This is a genomic window from Hymenobacter chitinivorans DSM 11115 (genome assembly GCF_002797555.1).
In the GTDB taxonomy this organism is placed as follows: Bacteria; Bacteroidota; Bacteroidia; order Cytophagales; family Hymenobacteraceae; genus Hymenobacter; species Hymenobacter chitinivorans.
Window position 1 is genome coordinate 311,573 of the sequence record NZ_PGFA01000003.1, and the last position, 13,350, is coordinate 324,922.

Here is a 13,350-nt window from a genome sequence, read left to right on the forward strand (position 1 = left end):
ATAGCGGGTGAGAAAAGAAAACCTAGTGGCCGCCGGCCTCGGGCGTTACGGCGCCCTTTTCGTAGTACTGGTCCTTGACGGCCGTCACGGCCAGGTTGGCCAGCAAACCCAGTACCAGCAGGCCGGCCATGGTGTAGAACACGTTTTGGTAGGCCGCCGCGCCGGTTAGGCCCTTGGCTTGGGCGCCCTCGTGCAGGTTGTGCACAATCAGTGGGCCCAGCACCCCGGCCGTGCTCCAGGCCGTGAGCAGGCGGCCGTGAATGGCGCCCACCTGGTACTTACCAAATAAATCGGACAGGTAAGCCGGAATGGTGGCAAAGCCGCCGCCGTACATGCTGATTATCACGCAGGCCACTACCACGAACAAAGTCAGCTGCAGGTTGTGGCCCAGGCTGGGAATCAGGGCGTAGAGGGCAATGCCCAGGCCGAAGTAAATGGCGTAGGTGACTTTGCGGCCCAGCTTATCGGAAGCCGACGACCAGAAGAAGCGGCCCAGCAGGTTAAACAAGCTCAGCAAACCCACAAACCCCGCCGCCGCCGCCGCCGTGACGCCCCGGCCCGTACCCATAGCCGCATCCGAAAAGGTTTCTTGAATGAGAGGTGAAGCCGTTTCGAGCACCCCGATACCGGCCGTCACGTTGGTGAGCAGCACCACCCAGAGCAGCCAGAACTGCGGGGTTTTAATGGCGTTGTCGGCCGAGACGTTGCCGGTGGTAATCAGGGCGCTGTGCTCGGCATTGGGCACGTAGCCGGCGGGTTTCCAGTCGTCGGCCGGCACCCGGATGGTCCAGACGCCGAACTGCATGAAGGCCAGATAAATCAGGCCCATCACGATAAACGTGGGCGCCACGCCCAGCGGGGCCGAGTCTTTGAAGTGGGCCATCAGGTTGTTAGCCAGCGGGGAGCCAATCATGGCCCCGCCGCCGAAGCCCATGATGGCCATGCCGGTAGCCACGCCCTTGCGGTCCGGAAACCACTTAATAAGCGTGCTGACGGGCGAAATGTAGCCGATGCCCAGCCCGATGCCGCCCACCACGCCGTAGCCGAGGTAGAGCAGCCAGATATTGTGCATCGATACGCCCAGGGAGCCAATCAGAAAGCCGCCCCCGAAGCAGAGCGAGGCGGCCAGCATGGCCTTGCGCGGGCCCACCCGCTCCAGCCATTTGCCGAAAATAGCCGCCGACAAGCCCAACAGCACAATAGCCAGGGAAAACGTCCAGCCAATTTGGCTTGGCGTCCAGTCTGCGGCGGCGGGCTTATCCACGTTGCCGCTGAGTAGGGCGCCCAGGGGTTTGTTGAACACGCTAAAGGCGTAGGCCTGCCCGATGGCCAGGTGAATAGCCAGTGCGGCGGGTGGCACCAGCCAGCGGTTGTAACCCGGCGGGGCAATGGTGCGGCTGCGGTCCAGAAGAGAATCGGCCATGGGGGTTGAGGTTGGGGGTAAGGAGGGGAAAAAGAGCGCAGTGCCGGCCGAGGCCCACTGGGCAGTCGGCTGCAGAATGGCCGGCCCGGCAAGAAGCCCAATAGCCGCTTGCCGGGCGGAACTAGTACGGAAGCAGCAGTATTCCGGTATTGTTTAATTCTGGGCAGGCTCGTGCAGCAGCCAGCCCCGGGGCCCCTTGGCCTGGGTGTCCTTCAGAAACTGCTCGACTCCGGCCCGGATTCGCTCGACCAGCTGCTGCTGAAAGGCCGGGTCGAGCAGGCGCTTTTCGTCGGCGGGGTTCGAGACGAAGGCCGTTTCAATCAGGGCGTTGGGGTATTCGGTGGGCCCGTTCAAATTGAAGTTGAAGCTGCCCACGTTGCCAAAGCCCTTGAGGCCGGTTTTGAGGATTTCATTGTAGATGGCCAGCGCCAGGGGGCGGTAGGCCACGTAGCGGTAGTAGGTGCTGGTGCCCTGCACGGCGGCGCTGCCCGAGGAGTTGACGTGGATACTGAGCAGCAAATCGGGGTTGAGCTGACGCATGCGCAGCACCCGGGAGCCATTTTCCACCGACACATCCGCTTCCCGGGTCATCAATACCCGGGCCCCGGCTTTTTCCAGCTCCTGGCGCAGCTTCTGGGCAATGGCCAACGTCAGTACTTTCTCCTGGCTGCCACTGGGCGAAGTAGCTCCCACATTGTCGCCGCCGTGGCCCGCGTCGAGGCCGATGGTGAGGCCCTGCAGGCGCAGCTTGGCCGGCGGCCGTTTCACCCGGATACGCAGCGTGGTGCCCCGGTACTCGATGCCGTAGCCCCAGGCCTGGGCGTGCTGGAGCGGGAGTATGAGGCGAAACACGTCGGGCTGGGGCTGCTCATAGTACACGTCGCCCAACTCTTTGGTGGTGCCGCGCTGGGTTATCCAGTTGGTATTGGAAGTGGCCCCGAAAACGTCGACCACCAGCCGCGTGGGGTTGGTCAGGAGCTGGGAGCGGTAGGGCAGCCGGGCGTCGAGGGGCACTTGCACGTAGTCGTAGAGCGAGTCGCCGGTGACGCTGCAGGAGCCGGTGAGGGAGGCGGGCACGAAGCCCCCGGGCGGCAGCAGGCGCACCACGTCCTGGGGCACCCAGGCCAGCTGGTTTTCGGCCAGGCGCACCCGGTACTGGCCGCCCACCATGCCCGTGAGGTGGAGCATCACGGCCGAGTCGAGGTAGCCGAACTTGGCCCCGCCGAGCCGGTCTTCGCCCAGGCCGTAGTTGAGGTAAGCCAACGGGCCTTTGGTCAGGGCCAGCTGGGGCTGGTGGGGGCTGAGAAACCGCACCCGGCTTTTGCTGAAGGCCGCAGCCAGGGCCACCGTGTCGTTGCGCAGCACCTGAAACAGGATGGGCCGGTTCTGGAGCGTGTCGCCGGGCTGCACCACGTACGTGCCCTGATAAATGCCGCGTTGGCCTTTAGTCAGGGCCGGGGCCAGCTCGGTCATGGGCTGACCGTTGAGAAAAGTCACGCGCTGCCCGGGCCGGCCCTTGAGCCGCACCTGCAGCCGGTCGCCGGGCCCGAGCCACTGATTCACGGCCGGCACGGTTTCCGCGGACTCAATGAGGGCCTGGGCCCCGGCGGAAAAGCTGCCCGCCAGCAGCAGTAAGAGCAGCAGGCCGAGCCGGCCGGAAAGAAAGCTAGCCATAGGAGAAAACGCAAAAAAGCCCCGTTGCGCCGGGGCTTTTGAAAGCACAAAACGTCCGATTATTCCTTTACTGCGGCGCCCAGGTCTTTCACGTCCCGGCTGGTTTCCAGGGTCGTAAACTCGGCCTGCAGGGCCCGGATGTGCAGCTCGTCGCGGCCTTTCACGTCGAGCCGGATGGCCTTGAGCTGCTCATTGAGGCGCTTGTAGATGCTGGTGGCGTAGTCCCAGTCGCGCTGGGTCCACTGGCGGCGCTGGGCCCGGGTCTGGCGCAGCAGCTGCACGTAGGCCGGCTCGATGGTGGCGGGCGTCAGCTTCTCAACGTCGGCGTAAGAGCCCAGCAGCTGCTGGGTGAACGTGGCCGTAGCCGCCGCGTCGAGCGGCTGCCGGTTGCGAATCCGGGCGGCGGAGTCGTAGCGGGCTGCGCGCCGGCCCGCATTGCGGAGCTTATCGGCGGCGCGGTCGGCCAGCGTGTCCAGCTTGCGGGCTTCGTCGCGCACGATTTCCTGCCGCTCACGCGGAGTACTGTCGCAGGCGGAAAGCACCGTCAGGCCCAGCAACAGGGCCGCAGTCAGGGAAGGGAGGCGGAGTCGTATCATGCAGTGCTGTACGTAACCGGCGCGCCCAGGATTTGCGGCCGGTCCCGGCCAAGCTACTGCGCCGCGGTCTGGAGGCGGAAGGTGAAGGGCAGCTCGTAAACCACCGGCACGGCCCGGCCGTCTTTGCGGGCCGGAATCCACTGGTTTGGGATGGTGCGGCACACCCGCAGAGCTTCCTCGTCGCAGCCGCCGCCCACGCTCATGAGCACCTTGTGGCCCGAAGCCCGGCCCAGCGTGTCGATGGCAAAGGAAATGAGGACTTTACCCTGGATTTTGCGGTCCTGGGCCACCGTGGGGTACACCAGCTTGGTGGTATACGTAGCCAGGGCCGGGTCGCCGCCGATAAAGAGAGGGGGCTGGTCGACGCGGCTGCGGGTCCACTGGCCGGGCTGCAGCTCCACATCGTAGGGCACGTCTTCCACGGGGCGGAAAAAAACCAGCTTGTTGGTCGTGTGGTCGTACTTCTGCACGATTACCTGCCGGCCGTCGCGGGTGTAGGCGTAGTATTCCCAGACGCCGACTTTGTTGCCTTTTTCAATCATTCCGCTCTCAAACTCAGATTTGCGGAGGCGCTGGGACCAGCTAACCGTTGGCAACGCGCAAGCCAACAGTACAACGAGTACAGTTTTTTTCATAGACGGGTGGGAAACTGCTTCAACAAAACCAGCCGCAGTCAACCGAGGGGGGAATTCGGTTTATACTGCTTGCCTGAATAGTTCTATTGAAAACGGACTGCTACAGTAAGGTGAAATGAATCGAAAAGCTGTTTAGTGGTTGTTATTCAAGGCAAAGAAGCCAAAAAAACACCTGTTCCATCTTTTTTGAAAAAGGCAGAAGCTCAGTAAAGTTAAAAATTAATATAGAGCTGCGCAAGAATAAAATCACGCTATAAGTTTTCGTCGAGCTGGTCGCGCAGGTCGTGTAGCCGAGCTTGCAGGCCGGGCAGGTAGGGGCACAGGGCTTCGAGGCGGTGCAGCACCCGCAGGGCCGCCCGGTAGTCGCCCATGGTCTGCAGAATAGTGGCCCAGCCCGACAGGGCCCCGAAGTGCCGGGGCTCCCGCTGCAGGGTCTGGGCAATATCGAGCAGGGAGGCGCGGTACTCGCCGCGCAGGTAATAGGCCGTGGCGCGCTTGTTCCAGGCTTCGGCAAACTCGGGCTGCTGCTCCAGAACCCCGGTAAATACCCGAATGGCGGCCGTATAGTCGCCGGCGGCCAGCACGCGCAGGCCCGCTTCCATTTCCTTGTCCAGCCGCGGGTCTCCGCTCATCAGCCACAGTTGCCAGATGCCGTTTTGCAGGGCGTCAATTTCGGTGGGCGTGGTAGCCACCCGCAGCTGGGCAAACAGGTCGTCGAGGGTTGACATAAAGTGAAATGGTGAACTTGTGAAATGGTGAGTTCTACGTTCTAGCGGCACAGTTGGCGCAAGTGGCGCTAGTAGAACGTCAAACTCACCATTTCACAAGTTCACCATTTCACCTCTCAAAACAGCTGGGAGGCCACCCGGCGGATGGATTCGGACTTGCCCATGGAGTAGTAGTGCAGGCAGGGCACGCCGTGGGCCATGAGCTCCTTGCTTTGGTTGATGCACCACTCGATGCCGATCTGGCGGGCGGCTTCGTTGTCGGGAGCGTGGTGCACGGCCTCGGCTAGCTCCTCGGGAATGTTGAGGTAGAAGGAACGGGGCAACATCGTGAGCTGGCCTTTGGTGGTCAGGGGCTTAAGGCCGGGAATGATGGGCACGGTGATGCCCGCGTCGCGGCAGCGCTTCTCGAAGTTGAAGTACTGCTCGTTATCGAAAAACATCTGGGTCACGATGTAGTCGGCGCCGCGGTCCACCTTGTGCTTGAGGTAGCGCAGGTCGGCCCCGTAGTTCGGCGACTCGAAGTGCTTTTCGGGGTAGCCGGCCGTGCCGATGCAGAAGTCGGTGGCCCAGGTGTCGTCCTGCTCTTCGTCGAGGTATTCGCCCTTGTTGAGGTTGGAAACCTGGCCGATCAGGTCGCAGGCGTAGGCGTGGCCGTCGGGCTCGGCCTTGAAGTGGCCTTCGCTCTTGATTGGGTCGCCGCGCAACGCCAGCACGTTGTCGATGCCCAGGAAGTGCAAATCAATCAGGGCGTTTTCGGTTTCCTCCTTCGAGAAGCCCCCGCAGATGAGGTGGGGCACGGTGTCCACGTCGAAGCGGTTTTTGATGGCCGCGCAAATGCCGACGGTGCCGGGGCGGCGGCGCACGGTTTTCTTTTCCAGCAGGCCGTTGGGGTGCTGGCGGTACACGTACTCCTCCCGGTGGTAGGTCACGTCGATAAACGGCGGCTTGAACTCCAGCAGGGGCTCGATGTTGGAAAACAGCGTCTGGATATTCTCGCCCTTGCGGGGCGGCAGCACTTCGAAGGAAAACAGCGTTTTGCCGTCGGCGCGGGACAGGTGTTCGGTTACTTTCATATACAGCGCGAAGGCCAGCTCCGCGGGTCATTGCAGTGGTAATGGTAGCTCCCCTCCTCAGATGATGAGGGGCTGGGGGTGGTTGATAATCGTTGTTTAGTTGAATAGTTCACGGCTGAAATACCCAACTAAACAATGACAAACCACCCCGGCCTTCGGCCACCCCTCCTTGAAGGAAGGAGGGGAGTTTGGTTTTTACAAAGCCGTGACGGGCACGGCGGTATTGTCGTAGTTCAGGTTCGGCGACAACCACCGTTCCAGCTCGGGCAGCGGCATGTTTTTGCGCTGGGCAATGTCCTCGACCTGGTCCCGGCCGATTTTGCCCAGGCCGAAGTAGCGCGACTCGGGGTGGGCGTAGTAAAGGCCGCTGACCGAGGAAGCCGGGTACATGGCCAGGTTTTCGGTGAGCTTGATTTCGGTCTGATTTTCGGCGTCGAGGAGCTGGAACAGGGTGATTTTCTCGGTGTGGTCGGGGCAGCCGGGGTAGCCGGGCGCGGGCCGGACGCCGCGGTATTTCTCCTGAATCAGGTCGTCGTTGCTGAGCTTTTCGTCGGATGCGTAGCCCCAGAACTCTTCCCGCACCCGCTGGTGGAGGCGCTCGGCAAAAGCTTCGGCCAGCCGGTCGGCCAGGGCCTTGATCATGATGACGGAGTAGTCGTCGTGGTCGGCCTCAAACTGCTCGATAAGCTTTTCGATGCCCAAACCGGCCGTGACGGCAAAGCCGCCGAGGTAGTCGGCCCGGCCCGACTCCTTGGGCGCCAGGAAGTCGGAGAAGGCAATATTGGGGACGCCAGGGGCCTTTTCACTTTGCTGGCGCAGGGTGAAGAACTCGGTAGCCAGGGTGTCGCGCTGCTCGTCGGTATACACTTCGATGGTGTCGTAGCCGACGGTGTTGGCGGGCCAGAAGCCCACCACGGCCCGGGCCGTGAGCAGGTTTTCGGCAATGACTTTCTGCAGCATGGCCTGGGCATCGGCGAAGAGCTTGGTGGCGGCTTCGCCCAGGGTTTCGTCCTCCAGAATGCGCGGGTAGCGGCCCTTCAGCTCCCAGGTGTGGAAGAAGGGCGTCCAGTCGATGTATTCGGCCAGCTCGGCCAGCGGGTAGTTGTCGAGGACTTTGGTGCCCAGGAAAGTCGGTTTGGTAATGGCCACCGCGTCCCAGTCCGACTTAAAGCCGTTGGCCCGGGCCGCCTCGATGGGCAGGTAGTTTTTCTCGCGCTGCCGGCCGGCGTAGTCGTTGCGCAGGGTCGTGTACTCGTCGTGCACGGCGCGGGCGTAGGTTTCGTGGCTGGAGCCGAGCAGGCTGGCGGCCACGCCCACCGAGCGGGAGGCGTCGTGCACGTGCACCACGGCACCGGAGTAGTGGGGCGCAATCTTCACCGCCGCGTGCAGGCGGGAGGTGGTGGCCCCACCGATGAGCAGGGGAGTTTGCAGGCCGCGCTTTTCCATTTCCTGGGCCACGTATACCATTTCATCCAGACTCGGGGTAATCAACCCGCTGAGGCCGATAACGTCGACCTGCTGCTTCACGGCTTCGTCCAGAATCCGCTCCAGGGGCACCATCACGCCCAGGTCCACGATGTCGAAGTTGTTGCAGGCCAGCACCACGCCCACGATGTTCTTGCCGATGTCGTGCACGTCGCCTTTCACGGTGGCCAGCAGGATTTTACCCGCCGTCTGCCGCTCTGAGCCCTGCTTGTCGGCCAGCAGGTAGGGCTCCAGATAGGCCACGGCTTTCTTCATCACCCGCGCCGACTTTACCACCTGGGGCAGGAACATTTTGCCGGCCCCAAACAGGTCCCCCACCACGTTCATGCCGGCCATCAGCGGGCCTTCGATTACTTCCAGGGGGCGGCCCACTTGTTGGCGAACTTCCTCGGTGTCCTGGTCGATAAACTCGGTAATGCCCTTCACCAGAGCGTGTTGCAGCCGCTCGGCCACGGGCAGGCTGCGCCAGGCGTCGGCTACTACTTCGGCCTTGTCCTTTTGCTTGACGGTGTCGGCAAAGTCGACCAGCCGCTCGGTGGCGTCGGGGCGGCGGTTGAGCAGCACGTCTTCCACCAGTTCGAGCAAATCCTTGGGAATTTCGTCGTAGACGCCCAGCTGGCTGGGGTTCACGATGCCCATGTCGAGGCCGGCCCGGATGGCGTGGTAGAGGAAGGCCGAGTGCATGGCCTCGCGCACCACGTCGTTGCCGCGGAACGAGAAGCTGATGTTGCTGACCCCGCCGCTGGTCAGGGCGCCGGGCAGGTTCTGTTTAATCCACCGCACGGCCTCGATGAAGTCCAGCGCGTAGTTGCGGTGTTCCTCCATGCCGGTGCCCACGGTCAGGATGTTGGGGTCGAAAATGATGTCCTGGGCCGGGAAACCGACTTCGTTCACCAGAATATTATAGCTGCGCTGACAGATTTCGATGCGCTTCTCGAAGGAGTCGGCCTGGCCGTTTTCGTCGAAGGCCATGACGACCATGGCGGCTCCGTAGGCGCGCACGGTGCGGGCCCGCTCCTTGAATACTTCCTCGCCTTCCTTGAGCGAAATCGAGTTGACGATACTCTTGCCCTGCACGCACTTGAGGCCGGCTTCGAGCACGCTCCACTTCGAGGAGTCAATCATGACCGGCACCCGGGAAATGTCGGGCTCGGAGGCAATCAGGTTCAAAAACGTCGTCATGGCCTGCTCCGAGTCGAGCATGCCCTCGTCCATGTTCACGTCCAGGACCTGGGCGCCGCCTTCCACCTGGTCACGGGCCACCTGCAAGGCCTGCTCGTAGGCGCCGGTCCGGATGAGGCGGGCAAAGGCGCGGGAGCCAGTCACGTTGCACCGCTCCCCCACGTTGACAAACAACGAATCGGGGTAAATACCGAAGGGCTCCAGACCGGCCAAACGGGTGGCTTGGGGCACCTGGGGCAACTTCCGGGGCTGGTATTTCTCGGCCAGCTTGGCCAGCTCGGCAATGTGCTGGGGCGTGGTGCCGCAGCAGCCCCCGGCCACCGTCACGATGCCGTCCTTGAGGTAGTTCTCCACGACGGCCGCAAATTCCTGGGCCGACTCATCATAACCACCAAAGGCATTCGGCAGACCGGCGTTGGGGTAAGCCGAAATATGCACGTCGGCAATGCGGCTCAGCTCCTTGACGTAGACCTGGAGCTGGTCGGCCCCGAGGGCGCAGTTCAGGCCCACGCTCAGCAGGGGTAAGTGGCTGATAGAGTTCCAGAAAGCCTCCACGGTCTGCCCGCTCAAGGTGCGGCCCGAGGCGTCGGTAATCGTGCCCGAAATCATGACCGGCACCACTTTGCCGCCCTCGTCGAAGAACTTCTGCACCGCGTACAGGGCGGCCTTGGCATTAAGCGTGTCGAAGATGGTTTCGATGAGCAGCGTATCCGAGCCGCCTTCTACCAGGCCGCGCACCTGCTCCAGGTAGGCCGTGGCCAGCTCGTCGAAGGTCACGGCGCGGAAGCCGGGCCGGTTCACGTCGGGCGACAACGACGCCGTGCGGTTGGTGGGCCCAATGGCGCCGGCCACGAAGCGGGGCTTCTGCGGGTTCTGGGCCGTGAATTCGTCGGCTACTTCCTTGGCAATGCGGGCCGACTCGAAGTTGAGCTCATACACGATATGCTCCAAGCCGTAGTCGGCCTGGGCAATGGTGGTGCCGCTGAAGGTGTTGGTTTCCACCATGTCGGCCCCGGCGGCGAAGTAATCGGCGTGAATGCCCCGGATGATGTCGGGGCGGGTCAGGCTGAGCAAGTCGTTGTTGCCGCGCAAGGGCTTGGGGTGGTCCTGGAAGCGGGAGCCGCGGAAGTCGGTTTCCTCCAGCTTGTGGCGCTGAATCATGGTGCCCATGGCGCCATCGAGCACGAGGATGCGCTGCTGGAGAATGTCGTAAAGCGGGGAGTCGGGGCGGAGCGTCGTCGGTTGCATATCGGCTCAGTTAAGGAAACTAGCGGCGAAAAAGTGCCTATCCAGAAAGAGCCGCGCAGGGGCGCGTCCTGTTCTTATCTTCTTCCAGAGCCGCAGCTCTAGAATGGGAGTTAGCACCTTGTTTTATTTCAGGTTGCTAAGACGTCGTCGGGCCCAATCCCTCGGTCTTTCTGGATAAGTAACAAAGCGAAGATAGCGCAGGAAATTCCAGAATCCAATTTTAGGCGACCTTGGGGCGTTACGACTTGCCCTACCTGCCTTTATTCGGGCCATAATTCTGGATTATCTGCCGCTGCTATGACCTTACTCTTACCCAGTCGAGCTCTCACAGCTCTTTTACTCATGCTGCCCGGTGTGCTGCAAGCCCAGGCGCCGCCGCCCGCTGAGCACGGCCTGCGGGGTCAGTATTACGACGGCAAAAACTTCGAAAAGCTAGTGCTAACCCGCGTCGACCCGGCTGTCAATTTCGACTGGAGTCGGCGGCAAAGCGGCCCTGGTCAGCCCATCAAATATTTCGTGGCCCCGGCACCGGGGGTGCCCGGCACGTGGTTTTCGGCGCGGTGGACGGGCTTCGTGCTAGCCCCCAAAACCGGCACCTATACCTTCGTCATGGCCTCCGACGACGGCATGCGCGTCTGGGTCGGTGGGCACCAGATCCTGGACTCCTGGGTCGACCAGCCCGTCACGCGTTACACTGCGCAAATGAAACTTACCGCGGGCCGCTACTACTCGGTGCGGGTAGAATACTACCAGGTAGAGCGGGATACGAAGGCTTTACTGGCCTGGCAGCTACCCGGCTCCACCGCCGAGCCGGTACCCGTCCCGACCAGTAATCTGTACGTGAGTCTGCCCGCTGCCGCCCAGCCCTTTGCGGCAAAACTTCCGGCTGCTCCCACGCGCGGAGCCATCAGCAGCATGGCCGCACCAGCCACTAAAACGGCCCCGACAACGGCTACGGCCGTCAAACCCAGTCGCGGCGTGACGGTGCCCGGCCGGCTGCCGGGCGGTATCGGGTTGCAAGCCACGTACTATGCCGGCTCGGTGCGGGGAGCGGCGGTGCACAGCCGGGTAGAGCCGAAGGTGAACGTGACCTGGCGCGGCACCGCGCCTGCGCCCGGCGTGCCGGGACAGGGCTTCTCGGTGCGCTGGACGGGCTACGTCCTGGCCCCCGAATCCGGGATTTACGTGCTGCATACCGAGTGGGACGATGCCACCGACGTGCGCTTTGCCGACGAAAATGTGCTGGCCATGGAGAAGTACGAACCCGAGTATTTCCGGCCCCGCAAGCCCCCGATTCCCGTGGATATGGTGTACAATCTGCAGGCCGGGCAGCTGTACCGCATCGACCTGACTTACAAAAATGTGCAGGGCGTTTCGCGGGCCATCCTCTCGTGGGCCCGGCCGGCGGCGCTGGGCAACCCGGCTACGTTGGAAGCTGCTTTTGCCGCCAAGGACCGCGCCGGACTGACCGTGATACCCCAGCAGTTTCTGTACCCGGAGCTGCCCCGGCCGCTGCCCGAACCCGCGCCGGTTACGGTGGTGGCGCGGCCCGCGAAAGTCCCGGTAGCTGCGCCCAAGCCCGTGTTAGCCGTAGCCCGACCAGCCCGGCCGGTAGTTGCTAAGCCCTCAGCAGTGCCTATTCGGGTAGCGGAGCCGGTGGTAGAGCTGCCCGACCTGAGTGCGCTGAGCAAAGGGGCAGCCGTAACCTTGTCCCAGCTGTACTTCACCCAGAGCACGGCCACGCTGCTGCCATCGTCCCGGCCGCTGCTGAACGCCCTGGTGCAAAAGCTGCGGGAGCAGCCCGGGCTGCAGCTCGAAATTGCCGGCCACACCGACAACGTGGGTGAGCCGGCCAAAAATCTGCTGTTGTCGGAGCAGCGGGCCCGGGTGGTGCGCCGCTACCTCGTGCAGCAGGGCGTCGACTCGGTGCGGCTCACGGCCCGGGGCTACGGCGGCACCCGCCCGGTGGCCGACAACCGCGACCCGCAGCAGCGGCCCCGCAACCGGCGGGTGGAAATCGTGGTGCGGTAGTAGCCTGTACACCTGGGGCCGAGGGGGAGCAGGAGGGAAGAACCAGATTCAATAAACATTTGTGTAGCTACATGGGTTGGGAGACGTCAACCGACCGGCCACTATGGTTGGTCTTTATAGCCTGACGTTATTTTTCGCAACCATGAGCCAGACTTCCAATCTTTTCTCGTCCTACCAGCTGGGCGCCCTTACGCTGCCCAACCGCCTGGTAATGGCCCCCATGACCCGCAGCCGGGCCAAAAACGACGGCAACGTGCCCACCGACTCTACGGTGAAGTACTACGTGCAGCGCGCCTCGGCCGGCCTGATCATTACCGAAGGCGCCCAGGTGTCGGCCCAGGGCGTGGGCTATATTTTCACGCCCGGCATCTACTCCGAAGCCCAGGTGGCGGGCTGGCGCAAGGTCACCGACGCGGTACACGCCGCCGGCGGCCGGATCTTCATCCAGCTCTGGCACGTGGGCCGCATTTCCCACCCCGACTTCCACCACGGGGAGCTGCCCGTAGCGCCTTCGGCCGTTAAGCCCACCGGCGTGCAGGCCTATACCACCAACGGCATGCAGGAAATTCCCGCGCCCCGGGCCCTGGAAACGGCCGAAGTGAAAGCCGTAGTGGATGACTTCCGCAAAGCCGCCGCCAACGCCAAGGCAGCCGGTTTCGACGGCGTCGAAATTCACGGCGCCAACGGCTACCTGGTCGACCAGTTCATTCAGGACGGCACCAACCAGCGCACCGACGAGTACGGTGGCAGCGTGGAAAACCGCGCCCGGTTTGCCCTGGAAGTAGTGCAGGCCGCCGCCGACGTCTTCGGCGCCGACCGGGTGGGCATCCGCCTGGCACCCACCGGCGCGATGGGCGGCATCAACGACTCGGACCGCGTGAAAACCTTCAGCTACGTGGCCGAGCAGCTCAATAAGCTGGGCCTGGCTTACCTGCACGTCATTGAGGCCCTGCCCGGCCACCCCATGGCCCCGCAGCCCGGTCAGGAATTGGTAGCGGCTCACCTGCGCAAAATCTTCACCGGCCCCTTCATTCTGAACGGCGGCTACACCCAGGAAACGGCCGAACAGGCCCTGGCCAACAACGAGGCCGACCTGATTGCCTTCGGTGTGCCCTTCATTGCCAACCCCGATTTGGTGGAGCGCTTCGAGCAGGGCGCGGCCCTGAACACGCCCAACCCCGCCACGTTTTACGCCGGCGGCGACGAAGGCTATATCGACTATCCCTCGCTGCAGGAAACTCCGGTAGCCACGGAGCAGTAGGCGCTAAATAATAC

9 protein-coding genes and 1 riboswitch are annotated in these 13,350 nt (G+C 63.0%); of the genes, 2 read left to right on the top strand and 7 right to left on the bottom strand.

Annotation, left to right across the window (positions count from 1 at the left end; translation table 11 throughout):
- Positions 1–22 precede the first annotated feature (22 nt).
- The 7 genes from CLV45_RS18270 to metH form a co-directional block, all read right to left on the bottom strand.
- Positions 23–1,423 (bottom strand): L-lactate MFS transporter, encoded by a 1,401-nt coding sequence (locus CLV45_RS18270; RefSeq protein ID WP_170061893.1) that lies wholly within the window; start codon positions 1,421–1,423, stop codon positions 23–25.
- 153 nt (positions 1,424–1,576) lie between these two features.
- A complete protein-coding gene (locus CLV45_RS18275) occupies positions 1,577–3,097 on the bottom strand; it encodes an N-acetylmuramoyl-L-alanine amidase (protein ID WP_100337915.1) in 1,521 nt (506 codons plus the stop codon).
- Positions 3,098–3,156: 59 nt separating this feature from the next.
- Positions 3,157–3,693: a hypothetical protein gene (locus CLV45_RS18280; RefSeq protein ID WP_157807635.1), complete on the bottom strand. Its 537-nt coding sequence runs from the start codon at positions 3,691–3,693 to the stop codon at positions 3,157–3,159.
- 53 nt (positions 3,694–3,746) lie between these two features.
- Complete coding sequence (locus CLV45_RS18285) at positions 3,747–4,328, bottom strand: energy transducer TonB (protein ID WP_100337917.1); 582 nt, start codon at positions 4,326–4,328, stop codon at positions 3,747–3,749.
- A gap of 251 nt (positions 4,329–4,579) precedes the next feature.
- Entirely contained in the window at positions 4,580–5,056 is a 477-nt protein-coding gene (locus CLV45_RS18290) for a tetratricopeptide repeat protein (RefSeq protein ID WP_100337918.1), read from the bottom strand.
- Between the two features lie 116 nt (positions 5,057–5,172).
- The gene (metF, locus tag CLV45_RS18295; RefSeq protein ID WP_100337919.1) at positions 5,173–6,129 is read right to left on the bottom strand and encodes a methylenetetrahydrofolate reductase [NAD(P)H]; all 957 of its coding nucleotides are present in this window, start codon (positions 6,127–6,129) and stop codon (positions 5,173–5,175) included.
- Between the two features lie 195 nt (positions 6,130–6,324).
- Entirely contained in the window at positions 6,325–10,044 is a 3,720-nt protein-coding gene (gene metH, locus CLV45_RS18300; RefSeq protein ID WP_100337920.1) for a methionine synthase, read from the bottom strand.
- Positions 10,045–10,115: 71 nt separating this feature from the next.
- Positions 10,116–10,225: riboswitch (SAM riboswitch) on the bottom strand.
- Between the two features lie 161 nt (positions 10,226–10,386).
- Here metH and CLV45_RS18305 point away from each other — a divergent pair.
- Positions 10,387–12,075: a PA14 domain-containing protein gene (locus tag CLV45_RS18305; protein WP_170061894.1), complete on the top strand. Its 1,689-nt coding sequence runs from the start codon at positions 10,387–10,389 to the stop codon at positions 12,073–12,075.
- A gap of 142 nt (positions 12,076–12,217) precedes the next feature.
- Positions 12,218–13,336, top strand: a complete 1,119-nt coding sequence (locus CLV45_RS18310; RefSeq protein WP_100337922.1) for an alkene reductase — start codon at positions 12,218–12,220, stop codon at positions 13,334–13,336.
- The last annotated feature ends 14 nt before the right edge of the window (positions 13,337–13,350 follow it).

What these genes read in the sequence shown, in the direction of transcription:
- metF (WP_100337919.1), bottom strand. Translation starts at nt 6,129, where the DNA reads ATGAAAGTAACCGAACACCTGTCCCGCGCCGACGGCAAAACGCTGTTT.
- CLV45_RS18270 (WP_170061893.1), bottom strand. Translation starts at nt 1,423, where the DNA reads ATGGCCGATTCTCTTCTGGACCGCAGCCGCACCATTGCCCCGCCGGGT.
- metH (WP_100337920.1), bottom strand. Translation starts at nt 10,044, where the DNA reads ATGCAACCGACGACGCTCCGCCCCGACTCCCCGCTTTACGACATTCTC.
- CLV45_RS18280 (WP_157807635.1), bottom strand. Translation starts at nt 3,693, where the DNA reads ATGATACGACTCCGCCTCCCTTCCCTGACTGCGGCCCTGTTGCTGGGC.
- CLV45_RS18290 (WP_100337918.1), bottom strand. Translation starts at nt 5,056, where the DNA reads ATGTCAACCCTCGACGACCTGTTTGCCCAGCTGCGGGTGGCTACCACG.
- CLV45_RS18285 (WP_100337917.1), bottom strand. Translation starts at nt 4,328, where the DNA reads ATGAAAAAAACTGTACTCGTTGTACTGTTGGCTTGCGCGTTGCCAACG.
- CLV45_RS18305 (WP_170061894.1), top strand. Translation starts at nt 10,387, where the DNA reads ATGCTGCCCGGTGTGCTGCAAGCCCAGGCGCCGCCGCCCGCTGAGCAC.
- CLV45_RS18275 (WP_100337915.1), bottom strand. Translation starts at nt 3,097, where the DNA reads ATGGCTAGCTTTCTTTCCGGCCGGCTCGGCCTGCTGCTCTTACTGCTG.
- CLV45_RS18310 (WP_100337922.1), top strand. Translation starts at nt 12,218, where the DNA reads ATGAGCCAGACTTCCAATCTTTTCTCGTCCTACCAGCTGGGCGCCCTT.